This window comes from Anatilimnocola aquadivae (assembly GCF_049819085.1).
Classification (GTDB): Bacteria; Planctomycetota; Planctomycetia; order Pirellulales; family Pirellulaceae; genus Anatilimnocola.
This window is the reverse complement of sequence record NZ_CP187419.1, coordinates 5,025,397-5,049,366: the sequence shown is the minus strand read 5'-3', so window position 1 is coordinate 5,049,366 and position 23,970 is coordinate 5,025,397. Positions and strand designations below refer to the sequence as shown.

23 protein-coding genes are annotated in these 23,970 nt (G+C 57.7%); 12 read left to right on the top strand and 11 right to left on the bottom strand.

Going from position 1 to position 23,970, the window contains the following annotated elements; genetic code table 11:
- Positions 1–29 precede the first annotated feature (29 nt).
- A complete protein-coding gene (locus tag NA78x_RS19975; protein ID WP_425614137.1) occupies positions 30–536 on the bottom strand; it encodes a TspO/MBR family protein in 507 nt (168 codons plus the stop codon).
- Positions 537–875: 339 nt separating this feature from the next.
- Here NA78x_RS19975 and NA78x_RS19970 point away from each other — a divergent pair, with 339 nt between their 5' ends.
- The 3 genes from NA78x_RS19970 to NA78x_RS19960 are packed head-to-tail and all read left to right on the top strand — an operon-like array spanning position 876 to position 2,455.
- Positions 876–1,331 carry a hypothetical protein gene (locus tag NA78x_RS19970; protein ID WP_425614136.1) on the top strand — a complete coding sequence of 152 codons (456 nt, stop codon included), beginning with the start codon at positions 876–878 and terminating at the stop codon, positions 1,329–1,331.
- Positions 1,332–1,337: 6 nt separating this feature from the next.
- Positions 1,338–1,763 (top strand): phage holin family protein, encoded by a 426-nt coding sequence (locus NA78x_RS19965; RefSeq protein ID WP_425614135.1) that lies wholly within the window; start codon positions 1,338–1,340, stop codon positions 1,761–1,763.
- Complete coding sequence (locus NA78x_RS19960) at positions 1,742–2,455, top strand: hypothetical protein (protein WP_425614134.1); 714 nt, start codon at positions 1,742–1,744, stop codon at positions 2,453–2,455. Before NA78x_RS19965 ends, NA78x_RS19960 begins: the two co-directional genes overlap by 22 nt.
- Before the next feature lie 89 nt (positions 2,456–2,544).
- On the opposite strand, the gene NA78x_RS19955 is transcribed toward NA78x_RS19960, so the two are convergent.
- Positions 2,545–2,988: a universal stress protein gene (locus NA78x_RS19955; RefSeq protein WP_425614133.1), complete on the bottom strand. Its 444-nt coding sequence runs from the start codon at positions 2,986–2,988 to the stop codon at positions 2,545–2,547.
- Positions 2,989–3,218: 230 nt separating this feature from the next.
- On the opposite strand from NA78x_RS19955, the gene purQ reads away from it, so the two are divergent.
- Positions 3,219–4,007: a phosphoribosylformylglycinamidine synthase I gene (purQ, locus tag NA78x_RS19950; protein ID WP_425614132.1), complete on the top strand. Its 789-nt coding sequence runs from the start codon at positions 3,219–3,221 to the stop codon at positions 4,005–4,007.
- An 82-nt stretch (positions 4,008–4,089) separates the two neighbouring features.
- Here the strand turns inward: purQ and NA78x_RS19945 are convergent, their stop codons facing one another.
- The 4 genes from NA78x_RS19945 to floA form a co-directional block, all read right to left on the bottom strand.
- Positions 4,090–4,701 carry a glutathione peroxidase gene (locus NA78x_RS19945; RefSeq protein ID WP_425614131.1) on the bottom strand — a complete coding sequence of 204 codons (612 nt, stop codon included), beginning with the start codon at positions 4,699–4,701 and terminating at the stop codon, positions 4,090–4,092.
- Between the two features lie 167 nt (positions 4,702–4,868).
- Positions 4,869–5,153, bottom strand: coding sequence for a hypothetical protein (locus NA78x_RS19940; RefSeq protein ID WP_425614130.1), 285 nt, complete (start codon positions 5,151–5,153; stop codon positions 4,869–4,871).
- Positions 5,154–5,174: 21 nt separating this feature from the next.
- Positions 5,175–6,860: an SMP-30/gluconolactonase/LRE family protein gene (locus NA78x_RS19935; RefSeq protein WP_425614129.1), complete on the bottom strand. Its 1,686-nt coding sequence runs from the start codon at positions 6,858–6,860 to the stop codon at positions 5,175–5,177.
- A 34-nt stretch (positions 6,861–6,894) separates the two neighbouring features.
- On the bottom strand, positions 6,895–7,893 hold the full coding sequence (floA, locus tag NA78x_RS19930; RefSeq protein ID WP_425614128.1) for a flotillin-like protein FloA: 999 nt from the start codon (positions 7,891–7,893) through the stop codon (positions 6,895–6,897).
- Positions 7,894–8,887: 994 nt separating this feature from the next.
- Between floA and dapA the strand changes: the two genes are divergently transcribed.
- A complete protein-coding gene (dapA, locus tag NA78x_RS19925; RefSeq protein WP_425614127.1) occupies positions 8,888–9,775 on the top strand; it encodes a 4-hydroxy-tetrahydrodipicolinate synthase in 888 nt (295 codons plus the stop codon).
- Between the two features lie 114 nt (positions 9,776–9,889).
- A complete protein-coding gene (locus tag NA78x_RS19920; RefSeq protein ID WP_425614126.1) occupies positions 9,890–10,846 on the top strand; it encodes a ribose-phosphate diphosphokinase in 957 nt (318 codons plus the stop codon).
- On the opposite strand, the gene NA78x_RS19915 is transcribed toward NA78x_RS19920, so the two are convergent.
- On the bottom strand, positions 10,815–12,044 hold the full coding sequence (locus NA78x_RS19915; protein ID WP_425614125.1) for an amidohydrolase family protein: 1,230 nt from the start codon (positions 12,042–12,044) through the stop codon (positions 10,815–10,817). The two genes, NA78x_RS19920 and NA78x_RS19915, sit on opposite strands and share 32 nt — an antisense overlap.
- A gap of 151 nt (positions 12,045–12,195) precedes the next feature.
- Here NA78x_RS19915 and NA78x_RS19910 point away from each other — a divergent pair, with 151 nt between their 5' ends.
- From NA78x_RS19910 to NA78x_RS19885, 6 genes are all read left to right on the top strand, one after another.
- A complete protein-coding gene (locus NA78x_RS19910) occupies positions 12,196–13,164 on the top strand; it encodes a UDP-glucuronic acid decarboxylase family protein (protein WP_425614124.1) in 969 nt (322 codons plus the stop codon).
- Positions 13,165–13,383: 219 nt separating this feature from the next.
- Positions 13,384–14,151, top strand: coding sequence for an imidazole glycerol phosphate synthase subunit HisF (gene hisF / locus NA78x_RS19905; RefSeq protein WP_425614123.1), 768 nt, complete (start codon positions 13,384–13,386; stop codon positions 14,149–14,151).
- Between the two features lie 94 nt (positions 14,152–14,245).
- Positions 14,246–15,436, top strand: a complete 1,191-nt coding sequence (locus tag NA78x_RS19900; RefSeq protein WP_425614122.1) for a type IV pilus twitching motility protein PilT — start codon at positions 14,246–14,248, stop codon at positions 15,434–15,436.
- Entirely contained in the window at positions 15,436–17,253 is a 1,818-nt protein-coding gene (locus tag NA78x_RS19895; protein ID WP_425614121.1) for an ATPase, T2SS/T4P/T4SS family, read from the top strand. Before NA78x_RS19900 ends, NA78x_RS19895 begins: the two co-directional genes overlap by 1 nt.
- A 52-nt stretch (positions 17,254–17,305) precedes the next feature.
- The gene (locus NA78x_RS19890; RefSeq protein ID WP_425614120.1) at positions 17,306–17,941 is read left to right on the top strand and encodes a hypothetical protein; all 636 of its coding nucleotides are present in this window, start codon (positions 17,306–17,308) and stop codon (positions 17,939–17,941) included.
- Between the two features lie 15 nt (positions 17,942–17,956).
- Positions 17,957–18,721: a hypothetical protein gene (locus NA78x_RS19885; RefSeq protein ID WP_425614119.1), complete on the top strand. Its 765-nt coding sequence runs from the start codon at positions 17,957–17,959 to the stop codon at positions 18,719–18,721.
- Between the two features lie 6 nt (positions 18,722–18,727).
- Here NA78x_RS19885 and NA78x_RS19880 read toward each other — a convergent pair whose 3' ends face one another.
- The 4 genes from NA78x_RS19880 to NA78x_RS19865 all read right to left on the bottom strand — a co-directional run bounded on the left by NA78x_RS19880 (position 18,728) and on the right by NA78x_RS19865 (position 23,482).
- Positions 18,728–18,934 carry a hypothetical protein gene (locus NA78x_RS19880; RefSeq protein ID WP_425614118.1) on the bottom strand — a complete coding sequence of 69 codons (207 nt, stop codon included), beginning with the start codon at positions 18,932–18,934 and terminating at the stop codon, positions 18,728–18,730.
- A 106-nt stretch (positions 18,935–19,040) separates the two neighbouring features.
- Positions 19,041–20,318: a dihydroorotase gene (locus NA78x_RS19875; RefSeq protein ID WP_425614117.1), complete on the bottom strand. Its 1,278-nt coding sequence runs from the start codon at positions 20,316–20,318 to the stop codon at positions 19,041–19,043.
- A 50-nt stretch (positions 20,319–20,368) separates the two neighbouring features.
- Positions 20,369–21,337: an aspartate carbamoyltransferase catalytic subunit gene (locus tag NA78x_RS19870; RefSeq protein ID WP_425614116.1), complete on the bottom strand. Its 969-nt coding sequence runs from the start codon at positions 21,335–21,337 to the stop codon at positions 20,369–20,371.
- 1,398 nt (positions 21,338–22,735) lie between these two features.
- Complete coding sequence (locus NA78x_RS19865; RefSeq protein WP_425619467.1) at positions 22,736–23,482, bottom strand: pentapeptide repeat-containing protein; 747 nt, start codon at positions 23,480–23,482, stop codon at positions 22,736–22,738.
- Between the last annotated feature and the right edge of the window lie 488 nt (positions 23,483–23,970).

Here is a 23,970-nt window from a genome sequence, read left to right as displayed (position 1 = left end):
AGCGATAGGTACCCGTCAAATCGGCCTGGTCAGTTCAGCCACCAGAAGCCCAGGTTGAGGTAGGTGGCAAAACTGACCCAAGCCAGATAGGGGACGAAGAGCCAAGCCGCGACGCGATCGATTCGCCAGAACCAGGCAATGGTCGCGACAATCGCCAACCACATCAGCACGATGTCGATCAGGGCCAGACCAGGCTGCTGGGCTCCGAAGAACAGAGCACTCCAGGCGGCATTGAATGCCAGTTGGGTGATGAAGAGTGACCAGGTCGTCCACCGTTGTGCCGGAGAACTGCGATTGGCGGCTCGACCGGCCGCGATCGCCATCATGATGTAGAGCAACGTCCAGACTGGACCAAAGATCCAGTTGGGTGGGGTCAACGGCGGCCGTTGCAGCGACGCGTACCAACCGCCCGGCATAAACATGGTTCCAAACGAGGCGGCCGCAAAAGTCAGTAAAAACGCCAAGGCGTAACTCAGCCAGCTGGTAAGCGTGCTGCGATTGGCGAGGGGGCGAGTTTCGGTAGCTGAGGGTGACATGTCGTGCTCGCAGGCGTGAATCCAGTGTGCGGTATCGGGCAAAGCTCATTATTGGCAGCGGTTTCTGGTCGACCAGTCTGGTGAACCCGCACTCACGGTGCGGAGAGGGCGATCCGCACAACCGATTGTGAGGCTAAAGCCAGAATTCACGTAACCTTTGAGGTGAAGGCTTGATTCCTCGCGGAATACAGGGCTTTGGGTGTTTTTTTCCGGTTCGCTGAGACCACGACTTGTGAAACGGTCTCTGAAATCTGGTCTTGGCACACGCCTTGCTAATTACCGATGCATGCTGGCTGGTGTCAGCGAGGAGTCCTCTCGAATCAAGCAGGAGAATCAGTCATGTCCAACGTCGCGAATCAAGCCCGAGCTAAAGCCGAAGATGCCACCGCCTCCCTGTCCAACGCCGCTAGTGGCATGGCCCAGGATGCCGGGAACTACGTCCAAGATATGAGCAAGAATGTTGCTTCCTCCGTTGGCAAGGGTGCCGAACAGGCAGCTACCTACATGGGTCACCGGGCGGAAGACGCCAAAACGGCTCTAGGCGGTTCGCTCAAGTCGGCTGGCGAGAGCCTGCGTGCTGCTTGTCCCGAAGAGGAGAGCATGATGCATTCGGCCGCTTGTTCGGTTGCCGACACGCTCGAAAACACCGGCAAGTACATTGAAGAGCAAGGCTTCAATGGCATGGTGGAAGACATCACGGCCACGATCAAGCGGAACCCAATTCCCGCGATCTTCATTGCCGCTGGTATTGGCTTCCTCGTCGCCCGCGCTTGCACGTCTTCTAGCCGGAGCTAACCGATCATGGCAACCGACCTGCGAACCGATTACGCGGAGCCCGGCTCTACGGCCGCTCCCAGCATGACGCATCTGGTGAGTGGCATTATCGCCGATGCACAAGAGTTGATGAAGCAGCAGCTTGCTCTGTTTCGCACCGAAGTAAAAGAAGACGTGCGAAAGACGAAGGCCGCGGTCATCGCCTTGGTCACCGGTTTGGCGCTGGCCTCGGTCGGTGGCACGTTGCTCTGTTTCATGTTCGTGTATGCACTCGAGGCAGCGACGGAGTTGCCGCTGTGGGGCTGCTTTGGAATCGTCGGCGGCCTGTTGGCTGCTGGCGGCGGCATCGCCTTTTATGGTGCCCTACGGAAGTTTAACGAATTCAATCCCCTGCCGGACGAATCTGCCCGAGCGCTGAAGGAGAATGTGCAATGGATCACTCAGCAGAGATGAGCATTCAAGAAACGCTGGCGATTCGTGGCCAGATGGACGAAACACGCACTGCTTTAACGGAGAAGCTCGAAATGCTCGAAAGGCAAGTCAGCGATACCGTTCAAGGTGCTGCCGACACCGTCGAACAAGTAAAGCACGCGGTCGAAGACACGGTACAAACTGTCAAGACTCAGGTGCGCGACACGGTTGACGCCGTGGGTGAAGCGTTCAACATCGCCCATCACGTCGAGCGTCACCCTTGGCCAATGGTCGCTGGCGCTGCAGCGGTCGGCTTTGTCGGTGGCTACATGATGCTGCACAAATCGAGTGACGCCCGTGCTGACGAGAAGTTCCGTCACCTTTCTGCAGCGCAGGCCAGCTTGCCGCAGGGTGCTTACAACGCCAGCAGCAACTTTGAACCAACGCCACGGGCCGTGCCGCAGAGTGAGTCGCGACCCAGCCGCTCGTCGCACATGATGAGCCAACTGGGAGAAGCTCTCAAACCGGCGACAACCCAACTACAGGGTTTGGCGGTTGGTGCGGCGCTCGGACTCTTCCGAGACATGATTATCAAAGCGGCTCCCAAGCCACTCGAAGGTCAGATTAACGAAATCATCGATGGGCTGACGACTTCATTGGGCGGTCAGATAATTCGCGGCTCGATCCTGGGTGAACAGCAACCCAACCAATCAACGCAGCAGCGGTGGTCATAGAAATACGCTTTTGCAGGTTGAAACAATAAACGGCCCTTGGTGAAACACTCACCAGGGGCCGTAAGTTTTTCTTGATCGCTTGGACTACGTTAGGACTTCTTCTGCATGTGAGCCGGTGCCTTGACCGTCACCACCGGGCACTTGGCGTGTCGTACGATCGACTCAGCGACACTTCCCATCAGCAGGCGGCCAATTCCCGTGCGCCCATGCGAGCCCACGACGATAAAGTCGGCACCTTCTTCTTCCGCAGCTTGCACAACAGCTGTTGCCGGGTCGCCTGTCACCAGGCGATAGACGACGGGAACATTCGGATCGGTCGGTTTGATCTCGTGCAGCATGCGAGTCAACTCAGTACGGTCTGGTTCCACCAGCCCGTAATACAGTTCGCCACCGCCATAGGCCATCGGTGGTTCTTCCACGTGCAAAATTACGATCGTGCCGCCGCCATCACGGGCGAGCATCGTCGCCATATTGAGCGCTGCCTGTCCCGCCGTGGAAAAATCGACCGGCAACAAAATCTTCTTCGCCTGCATGGTTCCGCCCTCCTAGGTGTGAATCGATCTATCAGCATTATCGGCCACCGCAATCGGCGGGGAAATAGCTAAGGCAGTGAATCATGAGCGAAATCGTGAAGGCCTTCGCTTGCCGGCAGTTGCAGTCGTTGCCGCCTACCGAAAACAGCCGTTTCTTGGTACGCTGGCAATTCCGATTACGGCAGGCAACTGTTGGTCGTTTCGCAGCGTTTTTGATAGGAATGGGAGCGATGGCAACCCCGCGCGTGTTGATCTTGCGAGCACCCGGCAGCAACTGCGATCAGGAAACTGCTTTTGCCTTTGAGACCGCCGGTGCGAAGGCGGAGGTGGTTCACTTGAATCGCCTGCTCGAGCGCCCCGCCCTCGCCGCCGATTATCAAATCCTCAGCATTCCCGGTGGCTTCAGCTATGGCGATGACATTGCCGCTGGTCGCATTTTCGGCAACCAGATTCGCCATCACCTGCGCGATACCCTGCAGGAGTTCCGCGCCGCAGGCAAACTGATTCTCGGCATCTGCAACGGCTTTCAGATCCTCATCAAGTCAGGCATCTTGCTGCCGGATCGTGCCGATGAGCCCCAAGCTACACTCACGCTCAACGATTCCGGCAAGTTCGAAGACCGTTGGATTTGGCTGCGGACCGCCAGCCAGAAGTGCGTGTTTTTGCAAGGCATCGAACAGATGTACCTGCCCATCGCGCATGCCGAAGGGAAGTTCATCGCCCGCGACGAAGCTACCCTCAATCAACTTGACGCTGCTGGCCAACTCACCCTTCGTTACGACTCGCCTCCGGAAGGTGCCTCGCTGACTACGGACGGCTTGCTGCCGTATCCCGTTAATCCCAACGGTGCTCAGCGGAACGTCGCTGGCCTGTGCGACGACACGGGCCGAGTTTTTGGCTTAATGCCGCATCCCGAGCGGCACATCGACCCCACGCATCACCCGAGGTGGACCCGCGAAAAGCATGAGCGGGGTGATGGCTTGGCAGTCTTTGAGAACGCCGTGCGTTTCTTCGGCTAGATGCCCGTCCCGCGTACGAAAAAAGCCTCGCAGGGCGAACCGTGCGAGGCTTTTCAATTTCCATTCTTCAGCTTGCTGAGGGCTATTTCTTTGCCAGTTCAGCTTCGATGACCTTCACCACTTCGGCATCGTCGGGCGAAGTGCGCGGGGCAAAGCGGGCGACCACTTCACCATTGCGACCGATCACGAACTTTTCGAAGTTCCAGCTGATCTTGCCCTTGCCGGTTGGTTTGGTGTCGGCAGCAGTGAGGCTCTTGTAGAAGGGGTCGGCTTCTTCGATGATCTTGCCATCTTTTTCGACAGTGTTCACGTTGAGCTTCGAGAACATATCGAACTTCACGCCGTAAGTTGACGAGCAGAACTCAGCGATCTTGTCTTCGCTCAAGGGCTCTTGCTTGCCGAACTGGTTGCAGGGAAATCCCATCACAGCCAATCCCTTGCCGTTGTACTTTTCGTGCAAGGCTTCGAGTTCCTCGTACTGACCGGTCAGGCCGCACTTGCTGGCGACATTCACAACCAGCAGGACCTTGCCCTTGTATTGAGACAGGTCGACTTCTTTGCCGGCGATATTCTTTACTTTGTGATCGAGCACGGCCGGAGCCTTTTCTGCGTTGGGAGCCTTATCGGCTGCGTAAACGGTGCTGATACAGGCAGCGACCACACTTGTTAAAAGCAACGTATTCCACTTCGTCATCGTTCATTCTCCGGGGATATTGAGGCGGGAGCCAGGACTCATGAAATCTGGCTGCGGCAGGCGCATGTTCGCCGCCACGAAGATTAACCCTAACAGTTGGTCGCAGCACTTGCCAGTGTCACGGTCAAAAAGCGATCGGCTGGCAAGTTGCACGGCCAAGGACTTGTCTACTTCTGCTTACGGACCCAGATCAAAAACTTTGCCATCGCAGGATGAGCGGAAAGAAGCTCCAGGGTGAAATACGAGCGGCCAAGTTCACGCTCATCCGGAATAAGGTCGTGAATCGCCGAGTGACAATCACTGCACAGATCGACGGTGGCTTGCATCTGTTCGCGCGAGTAACGCTTGCGGAACCAAGTGCGCCGATGGCAGGCTCGGGGAATCAAATGGTGGCGACTGCCGCTGACCTTCAACAACCGCCGGCATAGTTCACATTCAAACTCGGCACTCATTGCTGAATCTTAGGACGTGCGTCAAGGCATCGCTTTCGGCAATGGCTGTCCCTTCGCTGGGAGCAGAATGCGAAACAGCCCGAATTTCGGAGAGCTGCCGTCTTCTTTTTTTCCGCTCGTCGCAGCGGTGATATAGAGGTAAGAACCGTTGGCCTGGTTCGCGCCGAAGGTGCAGTTCGTGGGATCGCCGGGCGTAGCAATAAACGCCAGATGCTCACCCTGGGCGGAAAAGACATAGATGCCCGCTTTGTCGCCGGTGCCCGCGGTCGCATAGATGTTGCCCGCCGTATCGAGCGTCATGCCGTCGATACCCCGTCCCGAGACAAAATCAAACAGCACGCGTTTGTCCGCGAGCATGCCTTTCCGTTGCACCGTCATAGCAACTAGGTGTACGTTTCCCTTCGGATTGTTGTCGGCGATGTAAACGGTTTTGCCATCGGCGGAGACCAGAATCCCGTTCGGCTTCTGCACTTCACGCGTCGCGACGATCACGTCACTTTTCTTACCGGCAACTGGAGCGGCCACGAGAAACACCGCTTCAAAATCGAGATCCCGCGGATCGTCGCCGACGTAACGTGGATCGGTGAAATAGACCCGGTTCTGACCATCAATGGCCAAATCATTCGGGCTATTGAATCGCTTCCCTTGAAAGTTGTCGGCCAGCGTTTCGATCTTGCCGTCTTTCTCTCCTTGGATACCAGCCGTAATCGAGATCCGCCGATTGCCACCAGTGTTGGCCCCCTCACAGGCAATCAAGCGACCTTGGGAATCAAACAGCAGTCCGTTGCTGCGGCCACTGGGGTCGCGAAAAACCTTGGTCTCTTTCGTAGTCGTATCAAAACGAAAAATCTTGGTGCCGATGTCTGAAAACAAAATCGAGCCATCCGGTGCCAGCGCGGGGCCCTCGGTGAATTCACCCTCGCCCCATAACTTTTCCAGCTTCGCCGTTTCGGAAACCAGCGCCCGTTGTTTTACCGGTGCGAAAACTCCCTTGATCGGTTCTGCGACGGCAACAAACTTTGCCGCAGCGATGCCTTCGCCTGAGAGTACGCAGCGGAGACCAATATGGGGACCGCGCGTTTCTGGAGTCACCTTTTTCACAACAGCCGTCGCCAATTGATCGGCTGGATCAGTCCAACTGCCGCCGCGCAGCACCGGACCAGCTTCAGTGGTGCACCATTCCCACAAATAGCCATGCACGTCATAGAGGCCCCAGTTGTTCGGCTTCTTGGCACCGACGACGGGATCGTTACCAGCTGCATTCCCGTTGAACCAGGCAAACTCACCAAGCTTGCTTTCATCGTCGCCAAACGAGAATTTCGTGTTGGTGCCTGCTGCGGTCGCGTATCCCCATTCCTCCGACGTCGGCAATCTTACTTCCTGCTTGGGTCCGATCAATTTCTGACGCCGGAGTTCCGACGTAATGCGGTCGCAAAAATGCTTGGCCTCTTGAAAATGGAATCGCTCGCACGAATTTCGCTCACCTTTCCACTCGCTAGGATTCTTGCCCAGCGCGACACGCCATACGTTCTGAGTCACTTCGTAGCGCGAAATTGCGAACGGCTCTTTTACCTTTTCGTCGGTGGGAAACTTCCCTGTTCCCGGTGTGATCAGCACAAACTCGTTGCGAAAGGTCTCGAGCAACTGCACACCCTCTGGGGCAAGTTCGCTCGAAAACGTAGCAGCCAGCAACAGCCAGGCAATCATGAAGGCATCCTCAGCGGTGGGAAGTTCGATTTTTCTAGCTGGCGACGGTGAGGTGTCCCTTTTCGAAGGCTGCAGCCATCGCTTGCGGAACTTGCGCTTCGGCTTCGACCAGGGCGGCGCGGTTCTCGGCGACCTTGGCCTTCATTTCCTGTTCGTGGGCGATGGCTTCACTGCGGCGTTGCTCCGCCATGGCGCGGGCCACGCGGGTATCGGCTTCGGCCGCATCGGCCTGCAAACGAGCGCCAATGTTCTGGCCAACGACCACGTGGGCGATATCAATCGAAACGATTTCGAACGCCGTTTGATTGTCGAGACCACGATCGAGCACCGCGCGGGAAATTCGATTCGGATTGGCGAGCACGTCTTTGTAGTTATCAGACGAGCCAATCGAAGTAATGATCCCTTCACCGACGCGGGCGATGACGGTGTCTTCCGTAGCGCCGCCAATCAGGCGGGCCAGATTGGTGCGGACGGTCACGCGAGCTTTGACGCGTAATTCGATGCCGTCCTTGGCCACGGCCGCGAGGGTATCGTTGCCACTACGTCGCGGATCGGGGCAGTCGATAACTTTGGGATGTACGCTGGTGCGGACCGCATCCAGCACATCACGGCCGGCAAGGTCGATCGCTGCAGCCTGATCAAAGTCGATCTCAATTCCCGCGCGATGGGCGGCGATGATAGCGTGGATCACATTCATCACGTTACCGCCGGCCAGGTAGTGAGCTTCGACGCGGGCGGTGCTGATGCCGGTTCGGCGGTTGATATCGAGACCAGCCTGGGCGGCCATGATCTTGGCCTGTACCACGATTCGCATGTTCACTTGCCGGAACCACATGCCCACGAGCGCGATCATGCTGACATCGGCGCTCGACATGTAGGCCTGAAACCAGACCTTGCCGAACGCGGCGAAGGCGATCGCGGCAAAGAAGAGCACCATGCCCGCAATGGCCACGACCGAGAGGATGGCAATCGTTTCCCAGCCCCAACCTTGGTTTTGGGCGGGGTTTTGGGCAAGCAGAAATGCGGAATCCATTGAGGCAGGCTCCAGCGGGAATTAGCCGTCGTTCGTTCAATAGCAAATGTTCATTGGCAATCGTTTGTGCCCCCAGAATAGCCTACGCAGAGGGGAGTTGAAAGCCAGCAGCCAGCTTGCGGCAGCCGTAGGCAGCGTCCCGGCTTCAGCCGCTGATTCGATACGCCAGATCGGTGTCTCTGCGTGCCGTCTGCTGTGTTGACTGGCGGCGCAAGCGAAAAACACTTGACAATGAATTGTCATGTCGAGAAAATGAAGTAAATTAATGCACAGCAAATATTGTCTATGTGATGCGTAGATGTTCTTCGTTGAGAAGAGCCTGCGCTCGCTGTGCGCAGGTGACGAGCCAGGGGGACGGCTGCCGGGCGGTTCGTGCGACTCCGATGCACGGGAGGTTGATGGCAATCCCCAGCGTGGGTCTGGAGAAGCCTGTTGGTGCGAAACGACGAGTGAGTATCTCCGGCGGTGCCGGCCACTTGCTGGCGCGGTTGGGGCAACTTGGGCAAAGATAACAATTGGTTATCAGCGGATCGCCATGATTTGCGGATTGGTTGGCATAACAGGCGGATGGGCTAAGAGTTACGGCAAATAGTTATCACAGAAAAATGCGTGAAAAGGTTATCAAAAATGGTTATCAGAGCAACGTGGATTGGCAGGCAAGGTCTCCACCTTGGACTTTCGCCCCCCCGCAGGTTGAGCGAGGCATTTGCCGGGGGGCGGCAGTTGCCGGCATAGCCAGCGAAGACGGGGCTGGCGGCTGGGCGAAGTGCGGTCAAACCGACTGTCACGGCTTGGTTGCCTGCCACCCGGAGCTAATGGCGCGACCCAGCTAGTCGCTCCCAACGGGACCGTAGCAACCACAGCCGCCCATTGCGAACTTTAGCCTGCGGGCGCTATCATGGTCGTTTGCCCGTGGGAGATTCTGGGCTGTTTGCCCGTGGCTCGACGAGTGCGTTTCTTGGCAGCTGGCGATCTTTGTAAGGTGGATGAGGCTATGGCGCGGAAAGGTTCGGCGTTTGCGGGTCTGTGGGTTGCAATTACCACGCCTCTCAAAGATGGCCAGTTGGACGAAGCAAAACTGAAGGAACAGGTCGAGTTTCAGATCGCCGCCGGTACGCACGGGCTCTGCCCGGTGGGCACGACCGGTGAATCGCCCACCCTGTCGCACGAAGAGCACGAACGGGTTATTTCCATCGTCGTGCAAACCGCTCGTGGCCGCTGCAAGGTGATGCCCGGCACCGGTTCCAACAGCACTGCCGAGGCGCTTCGCCTGACCAAATGGGCCGCCAAGGAAGGTGCCGACGCTGCCCTCATCGTAGGTCCCTATTACAACAAGCCAACGCAAGAAGGCTTCTATCAGCATTACAAGGCCATTGCCGAGCAAGTTGGCATTCCGATTTGCGTCTACAACATCCCAGGACGCACCGGCAAGAACATCGAGCCCGAGACTTTCGTCCGCTTTGCGGAATTGCCGAACATCACGCTGGTAAAAGAAGCGACCGGTTCGCTCGACCAGGCATCTCAAATCCTCAGCGCCACTGACCTGACGATTCTCAGCGGTGATGACAGCCTGACGTTGCCCCTGCTGTCGGTCGGCGGTGAAGGTGTGATTTCCGTCGTCGGCAACATTGTGCCAAAAGACATGCTGGCTTTGCTCGCGGCGTATGCCAAGGGCGATACGAAGGGCGCCGAGAAGTGGCATCACAAGTTGTTCCACCTTTGCCGCGATATGCTGGGCCTCTCGACCAATCCCATTCCGCTCAAGGCCGCGATGCAGATGCTCGGCCGCGACACGGGGGAACTGCGATTGCCAATGACTCCGCTCGACGCGGCCGGTGAAGCCAAGTTGAAGAAGACGCTCGTCAACTACGGCTTGCTGTAATCGCAATTAACTCCCTCGCCTCAGCATTCTGGGGAGAGGGTCGGGGTGAGGGGCTGCGGCTCTATTGCATTTCCGAATCAATCGACGTCCGCCAACAAAAGTTACCTGTGATCCATGCGTGAACTGAAAATATTTTCCGGTCAGGCCAACCGACCCTTGGCCAAGAGCATCTGCAGCTTCCTGCATTTGCCGCTGGCCGAAATCACGCTGGGTAAATTCCCGGACGGCGAGAACTTCTGCAAGATCGAAGAAGATATTCGCGGCCGCGATATCTTTCTGGTGCAGCCCACCTGCCCACCCGTCAACGATCACTTGATGGAACTGCTGATCATGATCGACAGCTGTAAGCGGGCTTCGGCCGAACGCATTACAGCGGTCATCCCGTACTTTGGCTACGCGCGGCAAGATCGCAAAGACGAAGGTCGCGTGCCAATCACCGCCAAGCTCGTCGCGAATCTCATTACCCGCGCCGGTGCTGACCGCGTGCTGACGATGGACCTGCACTCGCCGCAGATTCAGGGTTTCTTCGATTGCCCCGTGGATAACCTCTACGCGGCTCCCGTGCTGCAAGAGTGGGCTTCGTCGTTGCCCTATGCGGAAGAGGACCGTGTCGTCGTCAGCCCGGATGTCGGTAGCATCAAGCGCGCTCTCGGCTACGCCAAGCGAATGGGGGGCAAGCTCGCCATTGTCGATAAACGCCGTGACAACGCCCTGGAAACTCGCCAGGAGCACATTATCGGCGGACCGATCGCTGGCAAAGCCGCGTTCATGTTCGACGACATGATCACCACCGGTGGCTCGATCACCGGCGCTGCCGCCCGCGTCCATGAAGCTGGCGCCCGTGAGATTTTCGTTGCTGCCACACACGGTGTGTTGTGCGGCAAAGCGATCGAAAAGATCAAGGACTCCAAGATCACCACGCTGGCCGTGTGCGATACTGTTCCTGTTCCTCAGGACAAACGCTTGCCCAACATGCAGGTTCTCTCGGTCGCTCCGCTCTTGGCCGAAGCCATCAAACGCATCCACCACGATCAGTCGATCAGCATTCTGTTTGACAAGTCGGATGAGTAACCTGCTCGCCGGCAAATAGCGATTCGTGCGGATCGTCTCGTTCGCCGGCTAGTTGAATCGTCGTGAAGACCGCTCGCTTGCCCGGCAAGATCGTTCCCAGACAATTCTGCAGTCCAAGTCCTTCCGCGCCGTTGATGGTTCCCATGCGCAGGATTTGCTCAGGTGAAACTGCTGGATGATTCGCCCGTACCTGCTGCAGTTCTTTCCACACCGATAGATCGGGATTGCTCGCTCGGGAATCGGTACCCACCGCCACGCGTGCGCCGGAGTTGAGCATCTGAGAGAGTGGATACGGTTCGTGATCAAAGTACCCCTGCGTGCGCGGGCAATAGACAATGGTCAGTCGGTCTCGATGTACTGCCGCAAAGGCGATTTCATCCGGCTGCAGATAATTGCCATGGGCGATCAACGCATGGTGTGCTTTCGAAAGTGCCTGCAGATAATCGAGTGGCCGCAAACCTTTTGTCAGTGAGTTTGAATACCAGGCACCGAGACTTCGAAGCAGCTCGACGAGCGGTCCTGTTTGGTTACGCAGCAGTTCGAGTTCCTCTCGCGATTCCGCGACGTGCATGGTCAGCGGGCACTGCCGCTCGGCACTTAACCTTACCGCAGCTGCCAACAACTGGGGATGCACTGTGTACGGGGCATGTGGGCTAAGCCCGCGTAGCTGATTGCCCTGCACTCCCGGCAGCAAGTACTCGGTGGCCAATTGGAGCAGTGGACCGACCCGCTCGGGGTTCAGGCTGAGCAATTCAAAGAACACGACCCCTGTTTGCTTTTGTGGCTCATTCAGCCAATGGTCGACAAACAGCGGCGTCGCGATTTCTCCGATGGCCGCTGTGCCCGTGGTTCTTACCTCTTGCAAGCCCTGAATCAAGGCCTGTTCTTCTTGCCCCAGCACCGCGGGCTGCTCGCGTCGCCAGGCCACTACTTGCCGCAACCACTGGCTGAACGATGTGCCTCGCTCACCAAAGGGCTGGTCGAACAGGCTGAACTCCAGGTGCGTGTGGGCGTTAATTAGGCCCGGCAACAGGGCGACATTGCCCAGGTCGATCGTCGTCTCTTCACCCGCCGCTTGTGAACCAAGGGCGACGATCAGCCCGTCGGAACTAACCGTCACGACGCCGTTTTCGATCGGTTCGCGAGCGACGGAAAAAACCCAGCGAGCCCGGTAAGCGGTAGTGGTCTGGCGATCCATGAAGGCCCGTGGTTTGTGAGTGAAGCGTGGTTGCGCGTCCGCCCGTTCGTTGCAATCGCTATCACCCGCCGACTATCATCTTGCCGGGGGGGAACGACGATGACCTATATTACGGCAGGCTGTGGTTCGAGCATTTTACGATAAGAACGACATGATCAAACGCATTCTCGTCACTGGTGGCGCTGGGTTTCTTGGGTCACATCTCTGCGAACGGCTCGTGGAACTTGGGCACGACGTGATCTGCCTCGACAACTTCTTCACGAGTCAGAAGAGCAATATTACGCATCTGATTGGCCGAACCAACTTCGACCTCATCCGCCACGATGTGACCTTGCCGTTTTGGCTCGAGGTCGACGAAATTTACAACCTCGCCTGCCCGGCCGCACCCGGTCATTATCAATTCAATCCTATCAAGACGCTCAAGACTTCGGTCATGGGGGCGATCAATGTTCTCGGCATGGCGCGCCGCTGCCGCGCCAAGGTGCTGCAAGCCTCGACCAGCGAAGTCTATGGCGACCCCGAGGTTCACCCCCAGCGAGAAGACTATCGCGGTAACGTGAACCCCATCGGCCCCCGGGCTTGCTACGACGAAGGAAAGCGAGCCGCCGAAGCGCTGTTCATGGACTATCACCGCGTGAACCGCATCAACATTCGCATCGTGCGAATCTTCAACACCTACGGCCCGCGCATGCACCCGTTCGATGGCCGCGTCGTCTCGAACTTCATCCGCCAGGCACTGCAGGGCGAAGACATCACGCTGTTTGGCAACGGCCTGCAAACTCGCTCTTTCTGTTATCGCGACGATCTTATCAGCGGCATCATTCGGATGATGGAAGGTCCCGACTCGTTCATTGGGCCCGTGAATCTCGGCAACCCGGACGAGTTTACCGTGCGAGAATTGGCCGAGATGGTTCTCGAATTGACGGGCTCAAAATCGAAGATCATCCACGAAGATCTTCCTGCCGATGACCCGACCCGCCGTCGCCCGGATATCTCCCTCGCTCGCGAGAAACTCGACTGGGAACCCACCATCAAACTTCGCGAAGGTCTGCAAAAGACCATCGACTGGTTCCGCAACATCGACCTCTCGCACTATCGCCCCCCGACTCCCAATTACTAGCACGTACAGGAATTAGGCTGCCGGTTGCCGTCCCACGTCAGTGGGCGGTGCGCAATGTAATCGCCCGTTACGTTGACCCTTGCCACACCAGCGTTTAGAGTAGGTTTTGGAAGGCAGCCAAGTGCTGGCACGCCACCGCGGGCGAAGTCGCTCGGGGCATGGTGGGTCCGTGACGCTTGTCGCCGGCAACTCTTATCGCTCCTGATTGGCCATTCGTGCATGCTCGCAAAACGTGTGATTCCCTGTCTCGATGTCAATCAAGGCCGGGTCGTGAAAGGTACGAACTTCCTGCAGCTGCGCGACGCGGGTGACCCCGTCGAAGTGGCTCGCCGCTACGAGCAAGAAGGAGCTGACGAGCTCGTTTTTCTCGATATCACCGCCAGCCACGAACAGCGGGGCATCATGCTCGATGTGGTACGTCGCACGGCAGAACAAGTCTTCATGCCGCTGACCGTCGGCGGCGGCATCCGCACCATCGAAGATATTCGCGCTCTACTCAACGCCGGTAGCGACAAGGTTTCGATCAATTCCGCTGCGTGCAAAGACCCGAACTTCGTCCGCGAAGCCGCCCGCCGCTTTGGCAATCAGTGCATCGTGGTCAACATCGACCCCAAACGCGTCCAACGCGATGGCCGCGAGGTGTGGGAAGTTCACATCAACGGCGGCCGAACCCCCACTGGCCTGGAAGCAGTTGCTTGGGCCAAAGAAGTGGAAGCCTTGGGTGCCGGCGAGATCGTTTTGACTAGCATGGACTGCGATGGAACCAAGGATGGCTACGACCTGGAAATCACCCGCGCGGTAAGCGACGCAGTCACGATTCCGGTCGTCGCCAGCGGTGGTGCCGGTAAGCCGGAACACCTGGCCGATGCCATCCTCATCGGTCGGGCCGATGCCGCCCTCGCTGCGAGCATCTTCCACTTTGGCGAGTTCACCATTCGCCAAACGAAAGAAATCATGGCTGGGCGCGGAGTGCCGGTGAGGCTGTAGGACCGAGGTCGGAGAGCAGAGATCAGAAGTCAGAGTTCAACGACTCCCGACTCCTGCCTCATGGAATGGAACAGAGAGAAAAAGGAAAACAAACATGAGTCACTCACCATCACCGGCCCCTTCGGGGCCACCGGCTGCAGCGCCGTCGATCGAAGACCTGATCAAGAAAATGTCGGTCGAGACTCACGATCTCGAAGTCGACAAGTTCTTCCGCGCACTCGTCAAGTTCGAAGGCTCCGACTTGCACATGAAGGTTGGCCGGCCGCCGATGATTCGCGTGCGCAATGAACTGCGCCCGCTCAATCATCCGAACATCGAGCGCATCGAGATGGCGAAGCTGTTGGTGCCCATGATGAACGACCGCAATCGCCGCATCTATGACGACGAAGGCGGCGCCGACTTTTCGCATAGCTGCGATGTCGATGGCGTTCGTTGGCGCTTTCGTGTGAACTTGCTGCAACAGAACGGCTGCATGGGCATGGTCGCCCGCCGTATCAGCAACAAGATCCCGAACTTCGAAGGCCTGTACCTGCCTCCTTCGATCGAGAGTCTTTGCTTCTACGATCAAGGGATGGTGCTCCTCGCCGGCGTGACGGGTTCCGGCAAGAGTACGACGATTGCCTCAATGCTCGACTTTATCAATCGTCGTGAGCGGGTACACATTCTGACGCTGGAAGACCCGATTGAATTCATCTTTTCGGAAGACAAGGCGCTCATCAACCAGCGCGAAGTCGGCTTCGATGTGAAGGATTTTAAGATCGGCATGAAGCACGCGGTCCGCGAAGATCCCGACATCATGCTCGTGGGCGAAATGCGTGACGAAGAAACCTTCATGACGGCCATTCACGCGGCCGAAACGGGCCACTTGGTGTTCGGAACTATCCACGCCAGTTCGGCTCCTTCGACCATCGGCCGTATTCTCGACTTGTTCCCCGAAGCGATGCACAAGGCGATTCGTTCGGCCATTGCGTTTAACATGAAGGGCATCGTCGCGCAAAAGCTGCTGAAGAGCATCAAGCCGGGCGTGCCGCGCGTGCCCACGTGCGAAATCATGCTCTTCAACGCGATCATCAAGAAGATCGTGCTCGAGTCGCAAGACAATAAACTGGCCGATGCGATCCGCATTGGTGCGGCCGACGGCATGCAAGATTTCACCATGAGTTTGAAGCAATTGATCGACGACAACTTGATTGACCGGCCGACTGCTTTTGAAGTGGCACCCAACCCCGACGCGCTGAAGATGGCCCTCAAAGGCATCAATGTTTCGCAGCCTGGAATTATCTAATGTTTCGCACCTTGACGACCTGTTCGGTCGCCGCGCTGATCGTGTTGATTGGCGTTGGCGTCGCCGATGCCCAATGGGCCGAATACACGACCGGTGAATCCGATCCGCATACACTCAATCGCGGTGGTGGCTGGTATCTGGCCATTTGGAAGATCCTGCTCCTGCTCTTTACGTTCTGGATGTGGGTAAAGACGACGGACTGGATCAGTCAAGACACGCATGAAATCGGCAAGAGCATCGGCCTGCCACCGGAGGTTTGGAACCCGGTCGCCGTGTTCTCGTTCTTGCTGGTCTTCATCATCGCGATGCTGATTCCTATTTTCTTTGCGGGATACTTCCTGATTCTGGTTGCCTACATTGCTCCCCTGGCGACCTATATCGCGCTGCGCAATAGCCGCGTGACCAAAGAACGCAAAGTGCTAACGCCCGATCACTTCAAACGAATGATCACTAACATCGGCCGCGGTAATAAAGGTCCCGTTGAAGAAAAACAGCCTTGGGAACTGGGCCCCGCGGTCGAGATGCAGGCGGTGGGACCGATCGCGACCGTCAACCAGGCGAACATGATCGAAGCGCGGCAATCGCCGGCTTACGTTCCGGTGAAGCGCCTGCTCGCCGATGGCATCGAGAATCGAGCCGAGAAGATCATGCTTGATTTCACTGCCGAAGCAGTGACCGTTCGCTATTACGTCGATGGTGTCTGGCACAACGGCAATCCCAAAATCCACGAGAAAGAGCAACTCACTCGCCAATGGGGCGATCAGATGTTGTTCGTCCTTAAGAAGCTCGCCGCTCTCAATCCGGCCGATCGCCGCAACAAGCAGGAAGGTAAGCTGAAGGTCGAGTTCAACAACGCCAAGTACGACACGCAACTGATGTCGCAGGGCACGCCCACCGGTGAACGGGCTGTGCTGACATTGGTCTTTGTAACGAAGCACGTGCGTTCGCTCGAAGAACTCGGTATGCGCGATAAGCAGCGTGACCAGCTGAAAGAAATCCTTGGGATGGGCAGCACCGGCATCGTCGCGTTTTCGGCGATGCCCGGCGATGGCCTCACTTCCACTTGGGTCGCCGCCTTGCGAGCCACCGACCGTTTGCTGCGAGACTTTGTTTCGCTGGAACTCGAGACGGCCAAAGAACCCGAAATCGAAAACGTCAATTCACAGCGAGTGAGCATTGCCGCTGGCGAGACCATTGAGTCGGTGTTGCCAAAAGTGCTGCTGAAGATGCCCGAAGTGCTGTGCGTGCCGAACATCACCAGCGGCGCGGTGCTGAAGGTGTTAACCGAAAAAGCGATCGACGATGCCAAACTGGGCATCGTCAGCTTGCGGGCCAAGGAAGCTCCGGACGCCGCCCTCCGCCTGCTGGCGCTCAAGCCGCCGATGCCGCAATTCGCGGAGCAACTGAAGGCGGTCATCAATCAGCGTTTGATTCGCAAACTATGCGACTGCAAACAGGCAGTGCCGCTGACGCCGGAACTGAGCCAGCGATTGGGCATTCCGCCCGGTCGTGTTGATCACATCTATCGCGAATACCAGCCGCCAACGCCGGAACAATTGGCGGAGATGAAGAAGAAAGATATCCCGGTAACTTGCCCCAAGTGTCGCGGCATTGGCTATCACGGTCGCACGGCGATCTACGAAATCATGGTTCTCGACGACCGAATGAAGCAAGCCTTGATTCAGCAGCCCAAATTGGAAGTGCTGAAGCAGGTCTCGCGGCAAGCCGGCAATCGATCCTTGCAAGAAGAAGGAATTCTCCTCGTCGCGCTAGGCGTGACGTCACTTACCGAGTTACAGCGTGTGCTCAAGCAGTAAGTGATTGGTCCCTAGGTCGTTCGAGAGAAATTCAGTCTGCGGAGTTCTTCAAATGCTCATGTTCTTATTACTCTTTGTGGTCTTTGCCATTGCCGCCGGAGCACTCTGGTTTCATGGCTTGTGGGGCAACGCGATCACGCTCATTAACTTGATGCTGGCGATGCTGCTCGCAACGAACTTCTACGAACCGGTGGCAACGATGGCCACCGGCTTCAGTGCCGGTGCTAACTATTTTTGGGACTTCGCCGCAGTCTGGGTTTTGTTCTTCATTTTCTTCGTCATTTTTCGCGTGATCACCGACGGGCTCTCGCAACAACCCGTGAAGTTCATCATGCCGGTCGAGATGGCCGGACGAACCGTGCTGTCCCTGTGGTCGGCTTGGCTGATGGTTTGCTTCGTCACCTTCACCCTGCAAATGGCTCCGCTTAACAGCGTCGAACCGATGGGCGCATGGAAGACTCCGACCGAAGGAACCTTTTTGGGATTTGCCCCCGATCGCATGTGGCTGGGCTTCATGCAGAAAAACTCGCGCGGCTATCTCAGCCGCGGCAACTACTCGGGCGTGGTGAATGCGAGCAAAGACCAAGACACGGGCGCCGAAGTGTTCGATCCCTACGGTGAGTTCACCCACAAGTATCGTTACCGGCGAGAGAAGTACGCTGCCCTGTCGGGTATGACTCCGGAATAGTGCGTTCGCCCAGCGATGACCAACCTTCACGATCGCAGTTCGTCAGCCAACACGATGACCGCCACGAATCACAGCGAATCGAAACTAGAACGAGCCGAACCAGAACTGTCGCAGTATCGCGCAATCAGCCCTTGGGCCGTGGCCACGCTGATTGCCGGCATTGCTGCTCCCCTAGCGCTCGTCGGGCCTCTGTTGTGGTGGGTTCCGCTGCTGGCGATTCCACTGGCGCTGCTTGCCAGCCGTCAGTTGCAGCGCGGCGATCCGCCGTATGTCGGCAAGAAGGCCGCTGTCATAGGCATTTGTCTGAGCATGCTGTTTCTTGGTTGGGCCGTCTCGCAGCGCTTGAGTCGCGAGATCCACGCGACGACTGAAGCGCAACGATTTGTCGATAGCTGGCTCGATCTTTTGCGCGCGGGCAAGCTGCACGAGAGCCATCAGGTTCTCAGTCCTCCCTCGCGACGCACACCCGTGGGTACCGACTTAGACAGCTATTACAAAGCGTCTGCTGAGCCGGCGAAGGAGTTGGATGTCTTTGTAAAGAACCCGGCCGTCGTTGCCCTGACGAGCAAAGATCCCATCGAGCTTGCGCCGGGCGAGATCACCCAGCATGTGGTCGATGCAAATTCCGACTACTTCACCTTTCGCTACGAGATCACACGCGGAACGGTGCCCGGCAGCAGTGGCTCGGTGTGGATTGGGGCAACGCGCGAGCGCAGCCCCATTTCTGGTGCGGTCGAGTGGCAGGTCAGCTCGATCACCGTGACCGAGCCGACAAAGTAAGCACTACTACGCGGTTGTCTTGTTAGCTGTGCTGGCGGTTTCCAACGGCTGGCCCCAGCGATCGATTTCGCAGTTGCAATCGCGGCAGGTGTAGCCGCCCCAGCACATTTGCCGCAGGCTGGTGGGCATGCGCAAAAACCTCAGCTTCCGGCCGCATTCCGGACAATGGACCGCGCGCAAATTGATCCCAAACCGTTCCATGAACTTCGACATGTGCCCACTCCTGTTTCGCTGTTGAGACGACTAATCGCGGCAGTTGTCTGCCCAAGAGGTCAAGCGTGGAGCGGCGCGAATTGTGACAAGCGACGGCGCGCGAAAACTACAATTCGCGTTGAAATTTCACTTCCCCGCCAACGATGGTGTGGCTGGCCCGGCCAATGAGTGGGTAGCCAGCGAGGGGCGTATTGCAGCTTTTCGATTTGAACTTGCGAGGCTCCACTTTCCAGGGCGTGGTGGGATCGATGATGGTGATGTCCGCATCGGCACCAGCCCGCAAGGTCCCTTTGTTTAGGCCAAGCAGTTTGGCAGGATTAATGGTCAGTTTGGCGAGGGCCGACAGCCAGTCGAGATGCCCCGGTTCGATCAACTTGGTGATGACTAGAGGCAAGGTCGTTTCCAGACTGCACATGCCAAACGGTGCCAGGTCGAGTTCCTGCATCTTCTTTTCGGAAGCTCGTGGCGCGTGACCGGTCGAGATGATGTCGATGGTCCCGAACTTGAGGCCCGCGATGCAAGCGTCGACATGCTCGCGCGAGCGGAGGGGCGGATTGAGTTTGAACTCTGCATCGAACGAACGGAGTTCTTCGTCGGTGAGGGTGAAGTTGATCGCACACACGCCAGCCGTCAGTTGGATGCCGCGCAGCTTGGTGCGGCGAACCAGTTCGATGCTGACGGCGCTCGAGATGTTGAGCAGGTGCAGTCGGCCGTGGGTGGCTTCCGTCAGCCTGATATCGCGGCTGGTCATCACGTCTTCGGCTTCGGCGGGCATGCCGGCCAGACCGAGTACCAGCGAGGTCTTGCCTTCGTGCATCACGCCGCCGCGCGAGAGCTCGATCGACTCGGGATGATGCAAGATCGGCTTGTTGAACATCTGAGCGTACTCGAGCGCCCGGCGCAACAATTCGCTGCTTTGAATGGATGAGAGTCCATCACTAAAGGCAATCGCACCGGCTTCGGAGAGGGTGCCGAGTTCGGCGAGTTCTTTCCCCTCCTTGTTCTTGCTGACGCAGGCAATCACCAGCACATTGCAATTCGCCGCGCGGGCCGCTTTTTGCCGCACAAACTCCACGCTGGCTGCCGTATCGATGGGCGGATCGGTCTCTGGCAAACAGGCGATGGTGGTATAGCCCCCCGCGAGCGCCGAGGCCGTTCCGGTCGCGATGGTTTCGTCTTCTTCGCAGCCTGGCTCGCGCAACTGGGTGTGAATATCGATGAGCCCCGGTGCGACGATCTTCCCGGCAGCATCAATGACCTGCTCATCGCCGCGCCCTTCGGCATCGAGCGAGACGATGCGACCGTCTTCGACGAGTACCGACATGACCCGATCGAGACCTTGGTCGGGACAGATCAGGCGGCCGTTTTGAATGAGCAAGCGCATGGGGAGAATGCAGAAGTTAGAAGTCAGAATGCAAAAGGAAAACGTGCTGGTTAAGTCGAAGCTTGCGGCGTGTTCATCGTGAGCCAAAGGACTGCCATGCGGACGGCAATGCCATTGGTCACTTGTTCGAGGATCACACTATGCGGGCCGTCGGCGACATCGGGAGTGATCTCGACGCCGCGATTAATCGGGCCGGGAGCCATAATTAAAATGTCGGACTTGGCGCGGCGCATCCGTTCGCTGTTCATGGCATACAGCAACGCGTACTCGCGCACCGAAGGAAACGGGCGCGTGTACTGTCGCTCGAATTGAATTCGCAGCAGGTTCAGAACGTCGCAGCGATCGACGATGTCGTCCAGCCGATAGGCAATCTCGACGCCGAATTCTTCCCAGCGACGCGAGACCAGCGTGGCGGGGCCACACAGAATCACGTGCGCGCCGAGCTTTTGCAGCCCCCAGATGTTCGAACGCGCGGTACGGCTGTGGGCAATATCTCCCACCAGGGCCACCGTCAGCCCTTTTAAGCTGCCGCGGCGCTGGCGAATGGTGAGAATATCGAGCAGGCCTTGCGTGGGATGTTCGTGCGGGCCATCGCCGGCGTTGATGACCGAGCACTCCAGATTCTTGGCAAGCAGGTAGGGCGAACCGGGCGTGCGGTGGCGAATCACCACTGCATCAACATTCATGGCCTCGATGTTCTTGGCCGTGTCGATCACCGTTTCGCCCTTGGCCGTGCTGCTGCCGGACGACGAAAACTCCACGGTATCGGCCCCCAGACGTCGCGCGGCGAGCGAAAAGCTGTTGCGCGTGCGGGTGGAGTTCTCAAAAAACAGATTGGCCAGGGTGCGCCCCGTGAGCACGCTGATTTTGCGACGGCAATCGTCCGTCGCAGCTTTAAAGCGGTCAGCCGTATCGAGCAGGCAGGTCAATTCTTCGGGGGAGAGGCTTTCCAGATCGAGCAAATGGCGGCGGTTCCAAACGGCGGGGAGTTTTTCGAAATCGGCCGCAGCGGCGATCATGCAGCATCCTCTAATTCTGGCGGTGCTCTGCCCGTGAGTCAGCAGAGTGCGTGGCGTACAAAATTGCGAGGATTCTAGCAGCCTGAGTCGATCACGCAAGGACGGAGACAGCGCCCATGGATGTATCGTGAAGCCAGGGCCACCCCAGCGACTCATTTCTAGGTGAAGATCGAAAGCTAAAGAATTGCCAAACTTGTATTGACAATAATTCAGCAAGCGGAGCTAATGCAATTCGGTTTTGGCACAATTTGGTGGCTGGCAAGCGGCGCGATGAAGCCTGATCGCCGGTGGCGAGGGCGTTTCGTACGGAGATGGTTCCGCTGCCAGAAAACGCAGTACATCAAAAAAGCGACGTGTCCAAAAACTGAGGGGGTTGTTGGACAGATAGGCGTGTTTGGAAATGTGCCGAATAGACAGCAAGGCACGACGCAGCAATGAGTTGCAGCCGCGGCCACAGGAAGTCACCCGTCCAACAATCGCGAGGGTTTTTGGACAAAAGGGACGGATTGGAAAGCTGGGCTTCGCTCGCGGCCGTTCGCACCATCTTCTGGGCATGCTCGCCCCACCCACTTCAGCGTCGCCCGCCGACCAATTTGCGAAAATTTGGCCATTTGCTTTTGCGGCTGCCTGTTTCGCCCGTCATATTGGAGTGGATTGAACCAAACTGCCCCCCAACTGGACTAAGGGACAGTTACCACGCCAGTGCTCGTTGCGGTTGCGTTGCTGCCTGGCAATTCCCGCGCGACGTGCGCGTCGGTTCGCAGGCTGCCCCGGAGGATTGGCTCATGGATCGTTTGACTTCCCGCATGTGGAATTGCCTCACCGCGCGAGGGTGTCGCTTGGGCATGACGGCGGCGTTAGCGGCGGGCCTGTTGCTTGCGGGAGTGGCCAGCGGGCAGACGAAGCCGAGTGAAGCAGACAGCTTTAAAACGACGCCACTTGGTGTCCGGCAGGCTCACGTCGAGCGAATGGTGGAGGACCTGGAACGGAAGTTCAATCAACTGGCTCAGGCACTCGCCAAAGCGGAACCCGAGCGAGCCCAGAAACTGGCCGACGCGCTGAAGCAGTCTCAGGCCTTGGGCATCAAGGGGCGGATGGCCCTCATCACCCGCATGCTCGATCAGCAGCAACTCGATCCGGCCAAAGCGGAAGAACAAAAGATTCTCGGCGATCTGAAAGACCTGCTCGCCCTGTTGCTGGATGAGAAAAACGACAAGGACAAGATTCGTGAGGAGTTCGAAAAGCTCAGCGAATGGAAGAAGCAGATCGAAGAAGTCATTCAGCAGCAAAAGGGCGAAAAGCGAGAGGCCGATCGCGTCGCCAATAAAGATGACACGCTGAAATCGCTCGAAGCCAAGATCAAAGCGGTCGAAGCCCTGATCGAGCAGCAAAAGGGAGTTATCGGAAATACCGAAACGGCTCGCGAAAGCGGCATCCAAGGCCTGGGCAAAGTTGCCAGCGAACAAGCCAAGGTCCGCGAAGGAACTCAATCGGTTGCTGAACAGATCGGCAAAGAAGCCGGCGACAAACCGGCCGCAGAGGGAAACGCCGAAGGTAAGCCCGGTGAAGGTAAGCCCGGTGAAGGTAAGCCCGGTGAAGGTAAGCCCGGTGAAGGTAAGCCCGGTGAAGGTAAGCCCGGTGAAGGTAAGCCCGGTGAAGGTAAGCCCGGTGAAGGTAAGCCCGGTGAAGGTAAGCCCGGTGAAGGTAAGCCCGGTGAAGGTAAGCCCGGTGAAGGTAAGCCCGGTGAAGGTAAGCCTGGAGAAGGTAAGCCCGGTGAAGGTAAGCCCGGTGAAGGTAAGCCTGGAGAAGGTAAGCCTGGAGAAGGTAAGCCCGGAGAAGGTAAGCCCGGAGAAGGTAAGCCCGGAGAAGGTAAGCCCGGAGAAGGTAAGCCCGGTGAAGGTAAGCCCGGTGAAGGTCAATCGGGAGGCGGACAACCGGGGGTTCAGCCACAACGACCACCGGAAGCTGGCGAGCGCCCGCTAAAGCAAGCCATCGAAAATCAAAAGCAGGCCGAAGGCAAACTGCAAGAAGGGAAAGGGAAAGCGGCCCAGCAAGACGAGCAGACCGCGCTCGAAAATCTCCAGCGAGCCTTGGGAGAGCTGAAGAAGGAATCGCAACGCATTGCCTCCTTGCCGCCCGAAGCATTTGAGAAGATGGCCGGCAAGCAAGACGATATTGCCAATCAAACCGGCAAGATTCAGGAGAAGATGAAGCAGGACGAGAAAAAGGGTGGGGAAGGTGGCGGTCAGCCTGGCGGTGGCCAGCCTGGTGGCGGTGAATCGGGCGGTGGCGAAGGTGGTAAGCCAAAGCCCGGCCAGCAAAAGGTTCAACAAGCTCAAAAGTCGATGGAGCAGGCGTCCGGCGATCTTCGCAAGCAAGACCCTTCCGATGCCTCGCGCAAGCAAGGCAAGGCGATCAAAGATCTCGAAGATGCCTTGAAGGAAATTGAAGAGCGGCTCGCTCAGTTGCGCGAAGAGACCCAGGTCGAAAAGCTCGCCAAGTTGGAGGCTCGCTTCCGTGAGATGCTGGCGGTGCAGAAAGACCTTTCGGCTCGCACGCTCGTCATCGACAAAAAGAAAGTCGACAACATGGGCAACCTGGCCCGCAGCGATCGCAATACGCTGAAGTCGCTC